The 20,270-nt window shown below is 67.4% G+C and carries 14 protein-coding genes and 1 pseudogene; 9 read left to right on the top strand and 6 right to left on the bottom strand.

The features are described 5' to 3' along the window. Nucleotides 1-85: 85 nt before the first annotated feature. Together OG394_RS04010 and OG394_RS04005 are read right to left on the bottom strand one after the other, a co-directional pair. Nucleotides 86-499: an aconitase X swivel domain-containing protein gene (locus tag OG394_RS04010; protein WP_328993472.1), complete on the bottom strand. Its 414-nt coding sequence runs from the start codon at nucleotides 497-499 to the stop codon at nucleotides 86-88. Then, a complete protein-coding gene (locus OG394_RS04005; RefSeq protein WP_328993471.1) occupies nucleotides 496-1,794 on the bottom strand; it encodes an aconitase X catalytic domain-containing protein in 1,299 nt (432 codons plus the stop codon). Before OG394_RS04005 ends, OG394_RS04010 begins: the two co-directional genes overlap by 4 nt. Before the next feature lie 385 nt (nucleotides 1,795-2,179). Here OG394_RS04005 and OG394_RS04000 point away from each other — a divergent pair, with 385 nt between their 5' ends. The 3 genes from OG394_RS04000 to OG394_RS03990 are packed head-to-tail and all read left to right on the top strand — an operon-like array spanning nucleotide 2,180 to nucleotide 3,524. Next, on the top strand, nucleotides 2,180-2,323 hold the full coding sequence (locus tag OG394_RS04000) for a hypothetical protein (protein ID WP_328993470.1): 144 nt from the start codon (nucleotides 2,180-2,182) through the stop codon (nucleotides 2,321-2,323). Then, nucleotides 2,311-3,003 (top strand): hypothetical protein, encoded by a 693-nt coding sequence (locus OG394_RS03995; RefSeq protein ID WP_328993469.1) that lies wholly within the window; start codon nucleotides 2,311-2,313, stop codon nucleotides 3,001-3,003. The genes OG394_RS04000 and OG394_RS03995 overlap by 13 nt, the downstream gene beginning before the upstream one ends. Beyond that, the gene (locus OG394_RS03990) at nucleotides 3,000-3,524 is read left to right on the top strand and encodes a hypothetical protein (RefSeq protein ID WP_328993468.1); all 525 of its coding nucleotides are present in this window, start codon (nucleotides 3,000-3,002) and stop codon (nucleotides 3,522-3,524) included. Before OG394_RS03995 ends, OG394_RS03990 begins: the two co-directional genes overlap by 4 nt. Nucleotides 3,525-3,555: 31 nt before the next feature. Here the strand turns inward: OG394_RS03990 and OG394_RS03985 are convergent, their stop codons facing one another. The 4 genes from OG394_RS03985 to OG394_RS03970 form a co-directional block, all read right to left on the bottom strand. After that, nucleotides 3,556-5,238 (bottom strand): fibronectin type III domain-containing protein, encoded by a 1,683-nt coding sequence (locus tag OG394_RS03985; RefSeq protein WP_328993467.1) that lies wholly within the window; start codon nucleotides 5,236-5,238, stop codon nucleotides 3,556-3,558. 99 nt (nucleotides 5,239-5,337) lie between these two features. Further along, nucleotides 5,338-6,030 carry a hypothetical protein gene (locus OG394_RS03980; RefSeq protein WP_328993466.1) on the bottom strand — a complete coding sequence of 231 codons (693 nt, stop codon included), beginning with the start codon at nucleotides 6,028-6,030 and terminating at the stop codon, nucleotides 5,338-5,340. Further along, the gene (locus OG394_RS03975) at nucleotides 6,023-6,574 is read right to left on the bottom strand and encodes an RNA polymerase sigma factor (RefSeq protein WP_328993465.1); all 552 of its coding nucleotides are present in this window, start codon (nucleotides 6,572-6,574) and stop codon (nucleotides 6,023-6,025) included. Before OG394_RS03975 ends, OG394_RS03980 begins: the two co-directional genes overlap by 8 nt. A 43-nt stretch (nucleotides 6,575-6,617) precedes the next feature. Next, entirely contained in the window at nucleotides 6,618-10,322 is a 3,705-nt protein-coding gene (locus OG394_RS03970; RefSeq protein ID WP_328993464.1) for a 5'-nucleotidase C-terminal domain-containing protein, read from the bottom strand. 337 nt (nucleotides 10,323-10,659) lie between these two features. Here OG394_RS03970 and OG394_RS03965 point away from each other — a divergent pair, with 337 nt between their 5' ends. The 6 genes and pseudogenes from OG394_RS03965 to OG394_RS03940 all read left to right on the top strand — a co-directional run. Continuing rightward, nucleotides 10,660-12,045, top strand: a complete 1,386-nt coding sequence (locus OG394_RS03965) for an LVIVD repeat-containing protein (protein ID WP_328993463.1) — start codon at nucleotides 10,660-10,662, stop codon at nucleotides 12,043-12,045. An 84-nt stretch (nucleotides 12,046-12,129) separates the two neighbouring features. Further along, entirely contained in the window at nucleotides 12,130-13,503 is a 1,374-nt protein-coding gene (locus OG394_RS03960) for an LVIVD repeat-containing protein (RefSeq protein WP_328993461.1), read from the top strand. Between the two features lie 216 nt (nucleotides 13,504-13,719). Further along, a complete protein-coding gene (locus OG394_RS03955) occupies nucleotides 13,720-15,195 on the top strand; it encodes a PQQ-dependent sugar dehydrogenase (RefSeq protein ID WP_328993460.1) in 1,476 nt (491 codons plus the stop codon). A gap of 37 nt (nucleotides 15,196-15,232) precedes the next feature. Further along, the gene (locus OG394_RS03950) at nucleotides 15,233-18,163 is read left to right on the top strand and encodes a M36 family metallopeptidase (protein ID WP_328993459.1); all 2,931 of its coding nucleotides are present in this window, start codon (nucleotides 15,233-15,235) and stop codon (nucleotides 18,161-18,163) included. A 284-nt stretch (nucleotides 18,164-18,447) separates the two neighbouring features. Continuing rightward, nucleotides 18,448-19,821: a hypothetical protein gene (locus OG394_RS03945; protein ID WP_328993458.1), complete on the top strand. Its 1,374-nt coding sequence runs from the start codon at nucleotides 18,448-18,450 to the stop codon at nucleotides 19,819-19,821. Between the two features lie 226 nt (nucleotides 19,822-20,047). Then, nucleotides 20,048-20,167, top strand: a pseudogene (locus OG394_RS03940) (respiratory nitrate reductase subunit gamma); the annotation flags it as partial. Nucleotides 20,168-20,270 lie beyond the last annotated feature (103 nt).

The raw sequence follows: 20,270 nt of genomic DNA, 5'->3' as shown, positions 1-20,270 counted from the left end.
GCGCCACGAAGTCGGTGGCGACTGAATCGATGCTACTCCGAGTCGGGACGGCAGGATCCAACTACAACTCCACGTGCCCAGGCGGCTACCAGGTGATCGTGCCGCCGCTTGACGAGGCTCGGACCCGGACCACGAGATCCCCCGGAATGTCTGCGTGCCGCTGTGGTTCGACCACAAGGATCGGAACAGCGAGGCCGTACAGCTCGGCGGCGACGATCGCGCCGAGGACGAGGATCCCGTCTGCCCTGGCCAGCACGATCGCGGCCGGGGCCGCTCCCGACCTGATCTGCTCGGCCAGCACACTCGAGCTCGAGCTCGATCCACGTCCAGACTCCATCAGGAGCACGCGGCCCACAAGGACTGCGCCGTACTGCGGGTGGTGCGGATCGACGATGCGCCCACTGTCGTCCGTGCCGCCCCACAAGGAGAGCGGTTCGGTCAGCCGCATCGTGCAGCCTACTGCGGCACCGTTGGTGAGCGCCTCGGCCTGAACCATCATGGCGGTCCCTCCACAAAGAGAGAGTTGTCCAGAGCAACGTGTCCGAGCCGGGCGGATGCAACGCACTCGTGGACCGATCCGAGCACGACATCGACGTTGATGTTGCCGGGCGCATAATGGGCCCACTTCGCCGAATTGGTCATCACGTTCTTCAAGCCCGGAGCCAGGATCGACGTCACGTACGTGCAGGTGTCGACGACTACGGTGACGCCGGCTGACTCGAGGATCCGCAGTACGCCGCTCTGCTCGGCCTGTGCCAACGTCGCCCGGCCGGTGGACAGGTAGAACGCCACGTCGCGGTGGATCGGAGGACCCTCGCGGAGTAGGTCGGCGAGCAGCTCGCACTCGGCGTACGACGCGTGTGGTGTCCCGACGCTCACCGCGTCGAGGCGGCCCGACGAGAACGTCGACAGCTCGGCCCGGGTGGCCCGGAGGACCTCCCGGCCGACTTCGCGGGTGCTCTGCGGAGGCCTGCCCTGCAGCGCATGCTCGAGGGTGGCTGCCTCCGGCGTCACACCGACGACGTGGAACATCGCAACGCCACCGGACGATGCCGCGGCCGCACCGAAGGCCTTGAGCCTGTCCTCACTGACATCAGTGGGTATGCCGACCAGAACTGGATTCTCAGCACCGGCCACCGAGCCGACGTAGTGACCGAGTAGTGGGTAGGCCAGCTCGGTCTGGAGGAAGTCGCGTCCGAGAGCGCCGCAGTCGAACACGGCTGTTCCTCTCCTGGCCTCGTCCGTCTGGAGGCCGGAGAACGGTGCCCGGCCCGTGATCGCGGCGCAGATGTCCAGGAAGTCTCCGTACCGGTCCGTCCGCGCACCGAGCACCGAGTTCGCGAACACGATGGCATTCGACTCCGCCCACGCGATGTGCTCGCCCAGGGCGGGACGCCCCGGCAACTGGTACGGAGCGCAGGTCCAGGTGGCCTGACACCCGAGCGCCAGGTACGCCGACATCAATTGTCGCCCCTTCAGTGCGACCTCCCGCTCGGTGTCGGTCTTCGTGCGGACCAGACCAGGGTGGAGCAGATCCATCGACCCGACATTCAGCGTGGTGGGCACCCGCACGGACCCGCCAAGCTCGACCAGGCGGTTGGCGAAGTCGAGGCTGACCTTGCCGTGGTACAGGCACGAGTCGACATGCGCCGAGGTGATCTCGACGAGCCGCGACGCCCCAAGGGCCCGGCTGAGGCCGACCAGAACCCGCATCGCCAGAGCGACCCCGTCGCCATCCGCACCGTGCAGCATCCGCGCTTCATCGGCCGTGAGGATCAGCTGAGTCCTGGACATCCGCTTTCCACCGCCAGGTTCAGCGCGCCGGCCGGGCACGACGTTTGTTGTTCACAGCCCCTTTTTACGCCATCCAAGTCGCGAACTGGCGTTCGAGCGGGATCGTGGTCCCCTGTCAACCTCTGACGTGACAGCGATGTCGGTCTTCTCAACCACACGATCTCTGCTTAGCTGCAAGTGCTCGGGGATCCAGACGCCCGCAGCGACGGGCCTGGATATCAGTGGAGCATCCATGCCCAGAAGATCGCATCGAGGTCTCGTCGGCGTCGTCGTCAGTGCGCTGGCCATGACCACAATGAGCGGAATCGCAGCTGCACACCCAGAACCGGAGTCCGACGGTGGCCTGCACGTGTCCGACAGTTCACGTGACGCACAGCAGCATCGCGTGACTACGGGCCATTTGCCGGGGAGCAAGACGGCCAATGTCGACCTCGTCAGCAAGCTGAAGCTGAAGAACGTCGTACCGGAGAAGATTGCCGACGTCGGTGTCCTCGGCAACTATGCCTACCTTGCCGCATGGGCGTCGTAACCTGCAAGTACAACGGCGTTCACGTGGTCAACATCGCCGATGTCTCCCATCCCCGTGAAGTCGCCTTCATCCAGGCCAAGGAAGGAAGCTACCCCGGCGAGGGCGTCCAGGCGCTGCACATCGACACCCCGTATTTCAACGGCGACCTGCTCGTGTCCAACAACGAGAAGTGCAACGACAAAGCGGGCTTCGGCGGGATGAACCTGTACGACGTCACGAATCCCGAGCACCCGACCCCGCTGGCCGAGGGAATCGGCGACTTCACCGTCAACGGGCAGGGTAAGAAGGCAGCGAACGAGATCCACAGCGTCTTCGCGTGGGACGCGGGCGACAAGGCCTACGCCGTCATCGTGGACAACGAGGAGGGTATGGACGTCGACATCATCGACATCACCAACCCGAAGAAGGCGTTCCTGACCGCGGAGTACGACCTGCACGAGAGGTTCCCGCAGATCCTCCAGGCCGCGCCGGACAACCTGGTCGAGGTGTTCCTCCACGACATGGTCGTGAAGCAGATCAACGGCAAGCAGGTCATGCTGCTGTCGTACTGGGACGCCGGCTACGTCAAGGTCGACATGACCAACGTGCACAATCCCGTGTATCTCGGTGACACCGACTTCACCGACCCGGATCCGGAAGCGGCGGAAAGCGGCTTCCTCGTGCCCAGTCCCTGGGCATGAGCGTTGCAGGTGACATCCCGACCTTCGGCGTGGCCCCGCGCGGCCAGGGCTTCGCGATCTTCGGCGCGCCGTACGACGATGCGGCCTGCCTTGCCGGTGACGGTACGCAGCAGGCGCCGATCGCCCTCGGCGCGACAGGTGACACGCTGAGCTTCTCGTCGTACTTCGACGGCTGGGGCTACGTCCACCTGTTCCGGAACCAGAACGGGAAGATGACCGAGCTTGACACCTACGCCATCCCGCAGGCGCACGATCCCGCGTTCGCAAGCGGGTTCGGCGATCTCTCGGTCCACGAGGTCGCAACGTCGCACGAGGTGGCCAACAGGCTGTACTTCTCCTACTACTCCGGTGGCTTCCGCGTCGCGGAGATCGAGAACGACAAGATCGTCGAGAAAGGCCACTACATCGACCCTGACGGCAACAACTTCTGGGGCGTCCAGGTGTTCCGGAGCAACGGGCAGGAGTACGTCGCAGCCAGCGACCGCGACAGCGGCCTCTGGATCTTCAAGTTCAACGGCTGATTCTGCCGCTGCGTCGATTGAGGGCGTGGGGTCAGCGCCGACGGGTCTTGCCGGTGGCCGTGTTCGAGTACGGCGAGACCTCGTCGGCGTCGAAGGCGCGGACCCGATAGCTGTACTGGGTGTTCCGCGCCAGCCCGCCGTCGGTGTACGCCGTGACATCGTGCCCGACCGTCGCGACCTGCACGAACCCGGTGCAGCCGATGCCCTGGCAGCGCTCGATCCGGAAGCCGTCCTCAGTGCCCGCGTTGTCCTGCCAGGTCAGCCGAATCTGGCCGGCCGACACCCCGGTCGCGGCCAGGTTGCTGGGGGCAACCAACGCGGGCGCGGCCGCGGCCGGGAAGCGCAGCGTCACGATGTCGTCGGCTGTCCCCTTGGACGACAGGTAACCGTTCCAAGAGGTGCCGGTCACGACCGCCGTATCGGCGCCGTCGACAGCGAGCCCGGCGACCCGGTCATCGCCACCGGCCGGGCCGTTGAATCGGTGCCGCCACAGCTCCCGGCCGTCCGGGGCATAGCGAACGGTGAGGTAGTCGTCGTTGTGCACGAACACGTTCCTGGCGGTACCGGCCAGCGTTACCGCCCCCGTCGAATCCGCCCCGACCGACAGCCCGGACAGCGCGTCCTCCGCGTTCACCGTGAGCGGGGTCGACCACACTCGCGCGCCCGTCGCGTCGTACCTGGCGACCGACGACACCCCCGGCGGCTCGAGGAAGAACCCAGCGAGCACGAACCCACCGGAAGTGTCGGCGTCCACGCTCGCCCCGCCGGCCCGGATCGTCTGCAGCAGATTCCCGCTGCGGTCGTATCGCAGGGTGATCGGCGTCGGCACCGCGTACGGGCCGGCGTTCTCGGCTGTTGTACCGGTCACTGTGATCCGGCCGGCGGCGTCCAGGTCGAGGTCCGCCGGTGACTCGTGGCTCCCGGCGGTGTCGGTCCAGCGGGTCTGCCAGACGAGGTTCCCGGCCGGGTCGTAGCTGAGCGTCTCCAGGTCGTTGGTCAGCCCGTCGCCGGAGTTCTTGGTGAAGCCGGTGACGACGAGATTGCCATCCGGCGCAAGCATCAGGTCGGCGACCCGGTCGTCGTTCGTCCCCGGTCCGCTGTGCCGGCGCTCCCACAGCAGCGCGCCGGTGGAGCTGTACTTGTGGGTCGTCCAGTCGAAGGCCTGGTTCTGGTTCTGGCCGTAGGAGAAACCGCTGACGTAGGCGCTCCCGGTTCCGTCGACCGCCACCTCGGTGGCCTGGTCGAATCCCCGGGCCGGGCCGTCGTACCGCTGGGCCCAGCGCTCGACTCCGTCGGGCCCGAGCTTCACTACCAGGTAGTCGATGTTGTTGTTGAAGATGACGCCATCACCGGTCCATCCGGCGGCGTACACGTTGCCCGCGCCATCGGCGGTGACGGCCAGGGCGCTGCCGCCGACTCCGCCGCGGGACCCGCTGTACCGGCCGGTCCACAGCACGGTGCCCTGCGGGCTCAACTTGACCACCGCGAACGTAGATCCGCCGCCGGCGCTGTCCACGGAGCCGCCGACGTACACGTTCCCGGCGGGGTCAACCGCGATCGAGTCGGCCCGGTCGTAGCCCCCACCGTGGAATCTGACCACCTGCGGGGTTTCAGCGTCGAGGGCGGCCACAGCCGTCCCGCCGGGTACGACGCCGAGCACCATCACCGCCGCCAGCAAGAGTCGGGACACGGGCAGCTTCGGTGTACGACGCATGGTGACCACCCCACTGTGGCTGAGAGCTCCTTAGTGGTCGGCGCCTCCAGCGCCGACCACTTAGGTAGTACGGCGTGGCCGCCCGCGCGGATTGCTCGGTCAGCGGGTCAGTCGGGCTGACAGCGCCAGCCGGCCGTCGCCGTCGACGATCCGCAGCAGCCTCGCGTCGTGCACGGCCACCGGAATCGCCGCGCCCCAACCGCGCGATCGGGCCAGGTCGACACCGGCGGCGAGCCGACGGGTGCTGCCGTCGTGGATCACCAACTCGACCGCGTACCCGCCGGCCGGTAGCCCCTCGGTCACCGTGATGAACATCCAGGCCGGATTGCCTTGGTAGGCGAACACCGCACCTCGCTGTACGCCGCCCAGATCGCGCAGCGCAAACGCGACGAAGTACTGACCGTTCGCCGTCTGCAGGCTGCTCCGCAGGCCGGCCGCAACCTCCCGGTCGTCACGGCCGGACCAGTACACCGCCCCGCCGGACGCCGACGCGACCAGTAACAGGGCGGCGGCCAGGCCGAGCAGTCGGCGCCGTTCCCGATGGCGCGGGGCCGCCGCGGGGCCGCCGAGCCGACCCAGCACCGTCGTCTCGAACCCGTTCGGCGGCTCGACCGGCGGCACCAAGGTGAGCAGGTCGTCGGCGAGAGTGGACAGGTCAGCCAGCTGAGACCGGCACTCCGCGCACGAGGTGGCGTGCCCGAGCACGAACGCGCGGTCCTCGACCGACGCCACGCCGAGCGCCACTTCGGGCGCAAGCTCCCGCACCTGCGCGCACCGCCGGGTGTCAGTCATCGCGCACCTCCAGATCTGACCGAAGCGTGAGCAGCGCAGTTCGGATCCTGGTCTTCACCGTGCCCAGCGGTACGCCGTCCAGCTCGCTGATCTCGCGGCCGGACAGGCCGTGGAGCAGCGAGAGCAACAGGCACCGCCGCTGCGCCGCCGGGAGCCGATCGAGCGCCCGACGCAGCCGCTCCAGTTCGGCGGGGCTGGTCAGCTCCTCCCCGGGCGCCGGCTCGGTGCTCGGCAGCTGCAACGCGCTCAGCACCATCGGGTCGACCGGCACTGTGCGCCGCAGCCGGACCGCGTCTACCGCGAGGTTGCGAGTGATGGTCAGCAGCCAAGTGGCGACCGTTCCGCGACGAGCGTCATACACCGCGCCGTGCCGCCAGGCCCGGACGAACGCCTCCTGCGCTACCTCCGTCGCCGCCTCCCGATCCCCAAGGATCGCGTACGCCAGGCCGAACACCCGGCCCTGGAACCTCCGGACGAACGCCGCGGCCGTGTCCGGGTCGGCCGAAGCAAGGCCGGCCAGCAGCGACTCGTCGGATAGACCCACACTGGTAGTACGCGCCGGTGGGTGCGACGGATTCAACGCGTTGTCAGCCGGTTGGAACCGGGCAGGCGACCGCCCCGCTCGTCGCACACACGATCCGGCCCTGGATCGCCGGCGAGATGGTGCCCGCGGCGGCGATGTGGTCCGCGACGACCTGGTCCATGACGTCCCGAGAAGTCGCCCGGCTGCGGAAGTCGGGGTAGCCATCGCCGCCGGCCACCATGAAGTCGTTCTCGGCGATGGTGTACGTCGATGCGGCGCTGAGGTCCAGCGTTGCGCCGGTGCACGACCCGTCGGCAGCCTGACGAACCGCGCTGGTCAATCGGCTGCCCGCAGGCCGGGCGATGTCATAGCCGACGCACAGACCCGACACCTGCGGGTAACGGCCCGACACGGCGGGCATCGCCGAGAGGCCGTTCTCCAGCATGGTCCTCAACTCGGCGCCGTTGACCTGCAGGGTGACGACGACGTTTCCGAACGGCAGCACCCCCAGCACCTGCCCGCGGGTGATCGGGAACGGTGGCGGCGTGTACGCCGGGCAGAAGTCGTCGGGACTGTCGGTCGTCGGGCATGTGAGGTCAGCGCGCAGACCGCCGGAGTTGGTGATCGCGAAATCCACGCCGTACGTCGCTCGCATGGCGTCGCTCACCACATTGCCGACCAGTGACTCGCAGGTACGGCCTGCCGTGTTGCCGCAGGAGTCCGTGCGCGGCACGAACACGGTCGAGTTCCCGATGACTGTGCCGAGGACGGGTCGTAGCTGGGCGTTGAGCTCATCCAGGCGAGCCTGGATCCGCGCGTCCGGCGTCACTCCGATGTTCCAAGGCTGGTGGAAGTCGGCGGTCTGATAGACGACGTTGCCGGTGGCACCATCGATGACGAGGCGGACCCGGGTGAACCGGACACCCTTGCTGCGGTTCTCCACCACAAGAACGCCATTGCTGCGGGTCGACACCACCTGGAAGTCGGTGTGGTCGCCGATCACGGTATCGACCTTGCGAGCCGCGTCGGCCAGGTCGACGAGCGGACCGGACGGACTGGTCAGCGTGCCCGAGGTGGCGCCCAGGTGGCCGAGGGCAACGATCGCCTTGATCCCCTGCTTCTCGAGCTGGGCGGCTCGCTGGTTCACCGCGGCGACCGGGTCGGTGACGACGAACGGCCCGAGCGCGCCCGGCTTGGTCAGCTCGGGGATGTCGGGATTGGAGAACCCGACGAAGGCGACCCGCACGTCGCCGAACCGGAGTACGCGGGACTTCGACCACTCTTCTGGAACGTCACCGGTCCGGGAGTCGAGGATGTTCGCGGACACGTACTTGAAGTCGGCCAGCGGGATGAGCTGCTCCCGCAGGTACTGCTCGCCGCGGTCGAAGTTGTGGTTGCCGAGGCCGTCGAGCCCGAATCCCATCAGGTTCATCATCTCGATCGTCGGCTTGTCGCCGAAGAAGGCCGAGATCGGCGGGGTCGCGCCGACCGCGTCCCCCGCGGTGAGCGTGACGTGCCCGTCCCGGGCCTCGGCCCGGTAGGCGTCGAACCACGGCTTGAGGAACGCGGCCCCGCCGATCGCGAAGGACGGGTTGCTCGCGCCGCCGCCGGCCAGGGTGTCGGCCGTCTCGGACAGCGGCACCAGCTGGCCGTGGTAGTCGCTGATGTCGAGCACCGTGACCTCGCGCAGCGACCCGGTGCCCTGGAGCGCGTCGTACCGGATCTTCCCGCGCGCGTTGTGCGGTCCGGGGATTCCGAGCAGGACGGCGATGGTGGGCGCGACGTCGATCGCCCGTACACCGGGCAGCGGCGCGCCCGGCCGTATCCCCGGCCCCGCGGCGATGAAAGTGCCATGCATGTTGACGTTATGCGCCAGGTCGACCAGGTTCGGCAGGTAGCCGTGCTGACCGAAGAACTGCGAGAACGAGAAGCGCTGCCCGGGTGTCGCCGCATCGGTCTGGTACGGCGGCCGGAACACCACGACCACGTCGCCGCTGCGGGTGGGGTGCAACGAGTCGGAGCCGTCGACATTGCGCAGCTCCTCCTTGCGCATCACCTTGTCGACCACCTGCTTGCCTGGGTTCTCCGGGTCGCTCAGATCCTGGAAGGCCGCGACGATCTGGTCGCGCACAGCGTCGTACTGGTCGGCCGGGATCACACCGCCCGGGTCACGGCCGGCCACGCTGAGGTAGATCTGAGCGGTCCCGCCGGCGTGGCACTCCTTCGCCTTGGCGCCGGGCGCCGCGCGGCAGTTGCTGATCTGCTCGGCGCCCAGGCCGAGATCGGCGAGCACCTTGCTGGTGTTCACGGCCCGCCACTGCGGGGCGAAGCCGTGGTCGCTCGACACGACCGTCGTCGGGTCGCCACCCATCAGCGACCTGGCGAGCGCGAGCGTGTCGTCGGCCTCGGCGTAGGCGGACCGGATGTAGCCCTCCCGCACCGCGAGCCGCCCGTCGGGATTGCCGTCACCGGTCACGTCGTCGAAGTACGGGTTGGGGTCGCCGTCCATGTCGGTCGGTGTCACGAGCCCCATGAACTGGTGGCTGAACTCGTCGGTCACCGGCGTGCCGGCGAGCAGCAGGTCCGGCCGAACGCCGAGGTCCTCGAAGAAGAACCGCAGATAGGCGAAATGGGCGTCCTTCCACATCAGGCCCTGCTGGATGTAAGTGTCCTCGTCGACGATCCCCGCTTCCAGCGGCGCGAAGTCCGCGGCGGTGGAGCTGGGGAACCGGGCGTTGAGCGTCTCCTCGAAGCCACTCGGCGCCGAGCACCCCGGCGCGTAGGTGCAGCCGTTGTAGGTCGCGTTCGAGCGGGCGATGGAGGTGAAGTAGATCCGGAACTTCGACAGGTCGGGCGCCAGGTCGACTGCCTTGAGGTAGAACCCCGCGGTGAGGCCGGCACGACCGCCGGTGAGGCTGACCTTGACGTCGGCCCACTCCCCCTGACCCAGATCGGCTGCCGCCGCGTCGCCGTCCTTGCCGGCAGTGGCCGGGACGACGAGCACGTGGTCGTAGTTGGTCGTGGCGTCGTCGGTGGAGTCGAAGATGTACAGGTCGTAGAACCGGTCGACGTTGTCGGCAGCTGGGAAAGCGGTATTCGTCAGCTTGAGCCGCTCCTGCTTGGCGGGGCTGTACGACACCGGTACGTCGGTCCAGCCGGTCGCCGCGTCAAGGTCGACCCGGTTGTAGGTGACGCCGAACGCATTCGCGCCCGCAGGCTGGCCGGGGAGGTCGTAGTTGAGCAACACCCCGCGGTCGGAGAAGAAGCTGCGGAAGTCGACGACCGGACCCCGCAGTGCTGGTGCATAGCTGCGAGCGCCGACCCACTCGACCGCGGCAACCGTCTTCCCGGCTCGCTCCGCCGCCTGGGCGATGGTGTCGCTCTGCAGGATCCCGGTCGCCGCGAACGACGTACGGTTGTTGAAGTTGCCCTCGCCGGTGCGGTGGAAGGTGTTGTTGGTCGAACCGTGCTCACCGGGCCAGGTGCCGGTCGCGAGCGTCGCCCAGCCGACACCGGTGTTCGGCGGGAAGCCCTGCGTGAGGCCGTTGGCACCCTTGACCCCTGCCGCCTGTAGCGCCGCCATCGTGGGTACGGCGCCCTCCGCGGCGTACCGGTCAACCAGATCCGGCCGCATGCCGTCGGCGGCGAAAAGCACCACGCGCCGGTCGCGCAGGTCAGCCACTTCCGCCGCGGACCGCTCGAGCTGCGTCGCCCCGGCGGGCACCCCCAGCCACGAAATCGACACGGCCAGGGTCGTCGTCACAGCCATCAAAACAGCGATATTTCGGCGCATCTCGACCTCCGCAGGAGCCCACCCCCGAGCTACCGACCTATCGTGACGGTAGCCCCACCAGAGAGGTCTGCAAAGCCCTACGGCCTTGAGCCGTTGACATCGGGGGTAGGGCTGCGGATCGTCGGTAGAGGTCGCGCATCCTCGGGGGCGTCCGGGTAGTCGAGCGATCTGGGGACATCAGCCCTCGGCTGGTCACGTCAGCCGGCGCGCTGAGGTGCAGTTATGCGATTTGCAGGTTGACACTCCGGCCCGATCACGGCTGCTCGCGTGCAGTGGCAACTGGGCTACTGCGCGTCTCTCGGAAGGAGTGGACATGAGGCGGCGATGGCGCCTCCTGTCGATCGGGACGATGGTGGCGGGCCTGGCGCTCGTCCCGATCTCGGCGGGCGCACACGATCCCGAAGACGGTCACGGAACCCATCCGCCCACAGGCGGTGGTGCACCGGACCTGCACAGCGACAACATGACGCTGCTGAAGAATCTCCCGAAAGTCGACGCAGCGACCCAGTCCGACCTGACGTTCGAAGGCCGATTCGCCTACGCGGGAACATTCACGGGATTCCGCATCATCGACATCTCGAACCCGGCGGCCGCACAGCAGGTGACGTTCTTCCCCTGTAACGGCGGTCAAGGGGACGTGTCGATCTACAACGGCTTCTTGTTCTCGTCGGTCGACACGCCGCAGACCAAACCCAGCTGCGACAGCGCCAACACCACGGCCTCGAACCCGACGGCCTGGGAAGGTGTGCGGATCTTCGACGTACGCGATCCGGCCAACGTCAAGCACGTCGCGTCGGTGCGCACGGACTGTGGCTCGCACACCCACACGCTCTCTCCCGCGGGGCGGAACAGCGTGTTCATCTACGTGTCGTCGTACGGACTGACCCCAGGCTCGATCGGACCGCACTGCCAGCAGGACCACGGCAAGATCTCGGTGATCCACGTCGCGACGAAGAACCCGGAGAAGGCGATGGTCGTCGCCACGCCCCCGACGACCGACGTACCGGTATTCGATGCGTCCCGTCTCGAGCTCGACGATCTCGTACCGCCGGGCGCGCTGCTGGACACCAGAGGCTGCCACGACATCACGGTCCTCAAGCCGCTCGAGCTTGCGGCGGCGGCGTGCCTCAGCGTCGGCCAGATCTGGGACATCAGCGATCCCACGGCGCCGAAGGTGCTGCACACCCTGACCACCGAGGAGGTCCGGGCCTGGCACTCGGCGCAGTTCACCTGGGACGGCCAGCGGGTCGTGTTCGGTGACGAGGCGGGTGGCGGCGTGATTCCGCGGTGCCGCGCGCAGGACCCGCCGACGACCGGAGCGGTGTGGATCTACGACGTCGCCTCGGGCGCGGAGCTGGGCCATTACAAGCTGCCACGCGCCGAGACCGGCATCTGCACGATGCACAACTTCAGCCTGGTGCCAGGTGTGAGCGGGGACATCCTCGTCTCGGCGGCCTACACGGGCGGTACGACGGTCGCCGACATCACCGACCCGGCCAACCCGGTGGAGATCGGCTTCTACCGGGCGGGCGACCCGATCGCCGCGAATACCTGGTCGTCGTACTGGCACAACGGATTCATCTACGCGAACGACATCAACCGTGGCTTCGATGTCTTCTCCATCACCCATCCGGCGGTGGCCGGCGCGGCGATCCTCAACCGCGACAATCCGCAGACTCAGGAAGTCCTCTTCCGCTGACGTCCGGCGGTCGGCCCCGGTGCCGCCGGGGCCGACCCACCGGCCTGTGTCTGACAGCCACTGTCACCAGTCAGGAGTACGTTCATGTCACGGCACATTCGACTTGTCCTCGGCGCGGTTCTGAGCGCTGGGATCTTGGTGGTTCCTGGGATCGCCGTCGCCGACCACGCGACCGACCCGCACACACCGAACATGCACGCGAAGGGGCACAGCCCGCATCCGGCCACATTCCTGGGGGAGCCGGACGGCGTGCGCCATGTCAGCTCCGACATCGCCTTCCGGGGCAGATTGGCATTCCACGGCAATTACGACGGCTTCAGGGTGATCGACATCGCCGACCCGGATAACCCGCAAGAGCTGCTGCACCAGCGGTGCAACGGTGACCAGGGAGACATCTACGTCCGGGGCGACATCCTGGTCCGGTCGTGGAACTCCAAGAAGCCCACTGCGCGGCTCTGCGACGGCCAGACAGTCCCGGCCGAGTGGGAAGGCGTGCACGTCTTCGACCTCAGCAACCTCGCGGATCCCGAGCTCGTGGCCTCCGTCTCGCTGCCGTGCGGCTCCCACACCCTCACGGGTGCCGGAGTCTCGGATGGACGGCTGATCGTCTACAGCAACAACTCGAGCAGTTCGGGCTGTGTCGACGGCTCCCGCGCGTTGGACGACCCGGTCGGTGACTTCATGGACGTCATCGCGGTTCCGGTCGGCGATCCGTCTTCGGCAAGCCTGATCCACCGCGAGCCACTCGCCGGACCGACGACCGACGTACGCACCGGGTGTCACGATGCCGGGGCGATCCTGGGGACCGTCAACAAGGTGGTCTGCGCCAGTGCCGACACGATCAACGTTTTCGACATCGGCGCGAACAGTACGCCGGGCGGCAGCCCCGAGGACCCGGCCCTTCTGCTGACGATCACCGAACCAGGCGTCGGCCAGGCCGGCACGAACGGACGGTGGCACTCAGGCACCTTCACCTGGGACGGCAAAGTCATCGCCGCCGGATGGGAACCGGGTGGCGGCGTCGAGCCGGAGTGTCAGAGCACCGATCCCGCGGTCGACAAGAGCATGTTCTTCTACGACGCCACGACCGGCGCCAAGCTCGGCCAATGGACCCTGCCACGAGCCCAGGACGGCGCGAGCGAGAACTGCACGATCCACAACTACAACATCGTGCCGTTGCGCAGCGGCCGGTACGTCGCCGTCGGCGGGCATTACCAGGCCGGTACCTGGGTTACCGAATTCACCGATCCAGCCAACCCGATCACCGTGGGCTGGTCCGACCCGCCTGTCATCGCACCACCTGACCTCGGCGGCGCGTGGTCGTCGTACTGGTACAACAACTTCATCTACGAGTCGAGCATCACCGAGGGGCTGAACGTCTTCCGGCTGAGCGGTGTGGCTGACGGCTTGCGCCTCGGCCACCTCAACCCGCAAACGCAGGAGTTCTCACTCTCGTGATCGCGACGGCATCCGCCGGCCAGGGCCCGCCAACAGCACCCGGGCCCCGGCCGGCGACTCTGTCGACCACGAGGTGACAACGCCAACCAGAGATACCGAATGAGTTCGATCGAGGGGTGGTGCCTCATGAACCGATTGTGTGCGACGGCTTCACGGCTCGCGGCGGTGGCCGCCTTTGCTGGGCTGGCAGCTTCCGTGGGAGCCGCAACGTCACCGGTGGCGGCGCAAACCGGGCCGACGGTGGTGGACCCCGATCTCAGCGTCAGGACTGTGGTCAGCGGGCTGGTTACGCCGAGCACGATGGCGTTCCTGAGCCCGAACGACTTCCTGGTGCTGGAGAAGAACACGGGCAACGTGAAGCGCGTTGTCGACGGGACTGCGCAGGGGGTTGTGCTCGACCTCGCCGTGAACTCCGCGTCTGAGCGAGGGCTGCTGGGCATCGCGTTGCACCCGGACTTCCCGGACGATCCGGGTGTCTACCTGTACTGGAGCTGCGCGGCTCCACCTCCGGACGCGAGCAATCCGTTCATCCCAAGGCGCGAGCGATGCGCCGAGACTCCGGAGGCGGGAGCTGACAGCGCGAACATTCTGGCCGTCCCGCTGCTCGGAAACCGCGTCGACCGTTTCGAGTGGACGGGCTCGGCGCTGGTGTTCGACCACAATCTGCTCATGCTGCGGTCGTTCCAGCACGACGGCGCGCCCGAGCCCCCCGGTCAGAACGACAGTGCTCAGCCGGCGCGCGGGAACCACGACGGCGGCGCCATCGAGTTCGGGGCCGACGGGAAGCTGTACGTCCCGGTCGGCGACCTGGGGCGCCGCGGCCAGATGCAGAATCTCCCGCTGGGGCCGACGCCTCCGACGGCTGACGACCAGTTCGGCGGACCTGCTCCCGACGACGCGCACCTGAGTGGCGTCATCCTCCGGGTGAACGATGACGGGGCGACGCCTTCGGACAACCCGTTCTTCGACGTCGGTGCCCAGATCGGCGGGGAAGTCGGCGCGAACATCCAGCGTGTGTTCGCGTACGGTCTGCGCAACACCTTCGGGATCGCGGTCGACCCGGTGTCGGGGGACCTGTGGGACCAGCAGAACGCCGACGACGCGTTCGACGAGCTCAACCGGGTCGAACCGGGCATGAACGGCGGGTGGATCCAGGCCATGGGTCCGGTGTCCCGGGTCGCGCAGTTCAAGCAGATAGAGCTCGCGCTGCCGCCATCGGGTGGGCTCGCGGGCGCACAGCTGCAGCAGATCAGGTGGCCGGCGACCAACATCGCCGACAGCCCGCAGCAGGCTCTGTCGAGGCTGTTCGTGCTGCCCGGTTCGCGATACAGCGATCCGGAGTTCAGCTGGAAGTTCGCCGTACCCCCGGCGGCCATCGGCTTCCTGTCGAGCGGCGGGCTCGGTCCGCAGTACGCCAACGACCTGTTCGTCGGTGCGGCGACGCCGCTGACCGCCGGTGGCCACCTGTTCCACTTCAACCTGACCGGCAACCGGCGCATGATCGCCGTCGACGACCGACGACTGCAAGACCGCGTCGCGGACAACAACGCGAAGCACGACATCACCGAGAGCGAGAGCCTGCTGTTCGGCAGCGGCTTCGGCGTCAGTACCGACATTGAGACCGGCCCGAATGGCAACTTGTTCGTGGTGTCGCTGTCGACCGGCACGATCTTCGAGATCTTCAGGAAGTAAGACCACGGTGGCAAAGACGCCACCAGGAGGTGACGACGTGCGCAAACCATCCCGACCATTAGTGCTGGCAACCGCGCTGCTGACGGCAGCCGCCATCACGTTCGCGGGCGGAACGGCTGGCCTCGCAGCCGATTCCCGTGATCAAGACGCCGTGGACAGCGGCGTCCAGGGGGATCATCAACCCACCAAGGAAAAGGACAACAGGAAGGGCGTAGTCGCGCCGACCGCCCGGCAGCTGGCGCGCGCCGCCGCATTGGGTGCCCGGGCTCGATGGAATCGCCTGGGCACACCGGCCGTGCTTGCCGCGACCAGGACGTCATTGGCCACCGGTCTCGGTGCGGACCCGGTCCAGGCGGCCAAAGCGTACATCGCCGCCAACCGCGATGTACTCGGTCTCACCCAGCGCGGAACGGATGCGCTCGAGGTCCTGACTGTTGCGCCCATTGGCAAAGGCACGGCGGTCGTCTTCCGGCAACGATTCGGCGATCTCATCGCCGGTCGCGACGGCCTGCTGTCGGTGGGCGTGCGCGACGGCAAGGTGTGGTACCTGAGCTCGTCGCTGGCCCGCGACGCCGGCGCACCGCAGCCGGCAACGATCTCCGCAGCCGACGCCGAGCGCATTGCAGCTACCGATGCCGGTGTCTCGAACCCGAGGATCATGGAGACCCGCCTGGTCGCGGTTCCAACGCCGGATCGCGGTGCGCGCGCCGCGTACGAAGTCGCTCTGGGTTCTGACCTCAACGGCGCCGAACCAGTCGCGTACACGACCTACGTCGACGCCAGGGACGGCAGCGTTCTCGTTCGGGAGAGTCTCGTCGACTCGGACAGCGACAACCCAGAGTGGCAGGTGTTCCCCAACACGCCGCCGACCGACTATTCCTCGGCCGACACCAGGCAGCGCTGGTGCTTTGCCGCCGGGCCGGGCTGTGACGAGATCGTCGGTACCTCCGCATCACCGCTCGCCTGGGACATCAAGCCCGAGAACGGCAAGCCAAGCGAGACCACGGACGGCAACAACGCCTTCGCCGTTCACAACTGGTTCACCAACAATCCGTTCAAGGTCGGGCATGAGATGGCGACACCAAGCCCGACGCGTGAGTACGTCTATCCCTGGACCAACCAATGGCTCAGGGAAAGGTGTTCACCTGCCGTCTTCGAAACGGCCGCGCGCAACGACATCGATGCCGCCCGGGCCAACCTCTTCGCGATGCACAACCGCATGCACGATTGGTCCTACCACCTCGGCTTCACGGAGACCACGTTCAACCTGCAGGACGACAACTTCAAGCTGGGCGGCAAGGCGAACGACCCCGAGCAGGGCAACGCGCAAGCCGGTGGCGTCACGGGTGGACCGCCGGCGTTCGCCGCGCGGGACAACGCCAACCAGATCACGCCGCGTGACGGGCATCGGCCCATCACCAACATGTACCTGTGGCAGCCGATCGCGGGCGCCTTCTACGCACCGTGTGTCGACGGCGACTTCGACATGTCGGTCATCGGCCACGAGTACACCCACGCCATCACCAACCGGATGGTCGCCGGCCCGGACATGGGTCTCAGCTCGCCCCAAGGCATGAGCGAAAGCTGGTCGGACCTGATGGCGATGGAGTACCTCACCGAGCACGGCTACGCGCCGGCCGGCATCCGGGCGTTCACGATCGGCGAGTACGTCACGACCGACCCGATCGCCGGTATCCGCAACTACAACATGAGCAACAGCCCGCTCAACTACAGCAGCGTCGACTACGACTTCGTCGGGCTGCAGGTCCATGCCTCGGGCGAGCTGTGGAGCGCGACGAACTTCGACATCCGGTCTGCGATGATCCAGCGGTACGGCGCCGGAACGCCGGCGTTGCAGAAGTCGTGCGCCAACGGCCAGACTCCGGTGACATCCTGCCCGGGCAACCGGCGGTGGGCCCAGCTCGTGTTCGACTCGTTCCTCCTCATGGCGAATAGCGCCAACAGCATGGTCGACGCGCGGGACGCGCTGCTCGGGGCGGACCAGATCCGCTTCGGCGGGACCAACCAGGACATCCTGTGGAACGCGTTCGCCAAGCGCGGCCTCGGCGAGACGGCGTTCAGCAACGGCGCCGGTGACCCCAACCCTAGGCCCGGCTTCACCTCGCCATTCGCAACCGAGGCGACAATCACCTTCCGTCCGGTGGACGAGAATGGGCAGGCCGTACCCGGTGCGAGGCTGTTCGTCGGCGACTACCAGGCACGGGCGGTCCCGGTAGCCGACACCGACCCAGCCACGCCTCTCACCAACCAGGTGCGGCTGGTGCCCGGCTCGTACACCTTCATCGCTCAGGCCCCCGGATTCGGGCATGCGCGACTCGGTGCGACCTCGTTTGGCCAGGGGCAGGCAAGCGACCTGGTCGTACCGATGCCGCGCAACCTCGCATCGAGCGCCGGCGGCGCCACCGCGAGCGGCGACGGGGTCAACCTGGCCAGGATCGTCGACGACGACGAAGCGACCAACTGGGCATCGCTGGGCAGCGCGGTCGCCGGCAAGCAGGTCACCGTGGACCTGGCCGGTGGTGTCCAAGAGGTAAGGCACATCCAGGTCAGCGCGTTGCTGCGGCCGCCGATCGCTACGGACCCCGATGCCGCGACTCAGAGCCGGTTCTCCGCACTGCGGCAGTTCCGGCTGCTGGCGTGCACGGCAGGTGGCGCGGTCGCCTGCTCTGACCCGACACAGTTCCAGGTCGTCTTCACCAGTCCAGCGGACCCGTTCCCGTCGATCGCGCCGCGGCCGCGGGCGCCGGAGCTGACGATCAGGTCCTTCGACATACCAGATGTCACGGCGACGCACCTGCGGCTCGAGGTGCTCACCAACCAGTGCACGGGCGCGCCGGATTACGCAGGTGAGCAGGACGCCGACCCACGGGCGAACACAGACTGCGCCACCGCCAGCCCGCAGGCGCGCAACGTGCGAGTGGCCGAGTTCCAGGCCTTCGCGCAGTAGAAGGGAGCTTCAGATAGGCGTGAAGGGCATCCTCACTCGACAGATCCGGGTGAGGTGCCCTTCCGGGCTCGTCATCGTGAGAGCCGCATTGACAGAGTCATTGCCTTCAGCAACTGCCGCTGTGCGCGCAACGATCAGAAGAGAAAGGGGTTCCGCTCATGCATGCCTCGAAAGGACGGTTCTTCGCAGCGCTCGTTTGCGGTGTCGTCACTGCCCTGGCCATTCCATCGTGGGCTACGGCTGCGCCGCCGGACGATACTCCCGACCGCCCACACAGCCAGAACATGCACCTGCTCGGTGCCAGCCTCCGTGCGGGTGCGGTCACCGGCCCACCGCCAGTTGGCCCTGGCGATGTTCCGTGGGATACCCGGAACACCGATCTGGCGTTCTGGGGCGGCACCGTGATCCAGGGGCGCTACGACGGCTTCCGGGTCATCGACGTTCGAGCGCCGGCTAATCCGGCGGAACGGGCGTTCTTCACCTGCGTCAGCCCACAGGGTGACGTCGGAGTCTATGGAAACCTCGTGTTCCGTTCGGTCGATTCGCCGCAGCGAACGGATCAGTGCTCTGCCGTGGCGCAATCGGGGAATCCGCCCGACGCCGACTGCGCACCTGTGTCCGCGCCTTGTACGGGCTTCGAGGGCATCCAGGTCTTCGACATCAGCGACCTGAGCAACATCGAACTCGTCGCGTCGATCCCACTCGACTGTGGATCTCACACCCATACAGTGGTCCCTGACCCAGAGAGCAACCGTGTCCTGATCTATAACAGCGTCAGCGGAGCGGGTCTCCAAGCGAATCCCGGCAAGTACGGCAACCAGTGTCCGGGCTTACCGTTCAATCGCGAGGACATCGTGGAGGTTCCGCTTTCCGACCCGGGCTCGGCGAGCGTCATCGGCTCGTTCTCCCTTGGCCAGATGCCCGACGGCCGGGTCATCACCACCTGCCACGACATGGGTGTGATCCTTGGCTCGGTGAACCGGGCAGCCTGCGCAGGCAACCCCGGGGTTCCGGTCTTCGATATCTCCGATCTCGAGAACCCGGTGTTCCTCTACGCGACCACGGCTCCGACGGTCACGGGCTTCCACTCCGCGGCCTGGAGCTGGGATGGCTCGATCCTCGTCACCGGCTGGGAGCCCGGCGGCGGCACGCTGCCGCGCTGCCAGGCGACGGGCAACCCGATCAGCCCACCCACGGCCGGCAGTTCGGTACAGACGGACGAGATGAAGACGCTCTTCTTCCATGACGGCGCAACGGGTGAAATCATCGGCCGGCACGTCCTGCCCCGCCCGCAGTCCCAGTACGAGAACTGCACGATCCACAACTACAACGTCGTCCCCCATCCGACGAGGAATCTCCTCGTCCATGGCTCCTACCAGTCGGGCACGGCGCTGGTGGACTTCACCGACGTGGCGAACGCCTACGAGGTCGCCTGGATGGACCCCGACCCGCTCGATCCGCCCTCAGACACGAGCCCAGGCGGCCGTACCAACTTCCGTGGCGGCGACTGGTCCTCGTACTGGTACAACGGGCGCATCTACGAAAGCGACACGAGGCGCGGCCTCTACATCTGGGATGTGAGCGCGCCTGAGGTCCGAGGGCCCGTGGTGAAGGTCGACCACCTCAACCCACAGACCAACCACGTATCGATCCCTTAGGGAGCCGGGCACACCTTCAAACAGGAATGGACGAACGGCCGCGGCACTCCGCCGCCCTCCACAGACGGCGCGGGCCGACGCCGGCCCGCGCCGTTGGCCGAACCCTGGCTCGACGAATCTCCTGGGCGGCCGAAGCACACATCAGCCACCTGCGTTTTTCCGTTGCAGGAGATCCTCAGCCGTCGAGCTCCGTACAGCTCCGCTAGATCGCATCATCGGCTTACTGGTGCCGCAATCCTGGACGGACGCTGTCGGCGTCAGCGAGCACTCCTACCACGTGGTGGCCGTCACCGGTGGCCTCATGGCCGGCGTAATGACGGTGGTCGGCATGGCGATCCTGATCTACCGCCGACGCACCGTCGGACCCGTCTTTTCCGCCACGACGCGGATGGACAAGGTGATGATGCAGCGCACCGGTCGGCTACCTCACCCGCCCCTACATCGTCTAC

Origin of the sequence: Kribbella sp. NBC_01245, from assembly GCF_036226525.1 — a bacterium.
In the GTDB taxonomy this organism is placed as follows: Bacteria; Actinomycetota; Actinomycetes; order Propionibacteriales; family Kribbellaceae; genus Kribbella.
The sequence above is the reverse complement of the archived record's forward strand: the minus strand, read 5'-3'. Positions and strand labels throughout refer to the sequence as shown.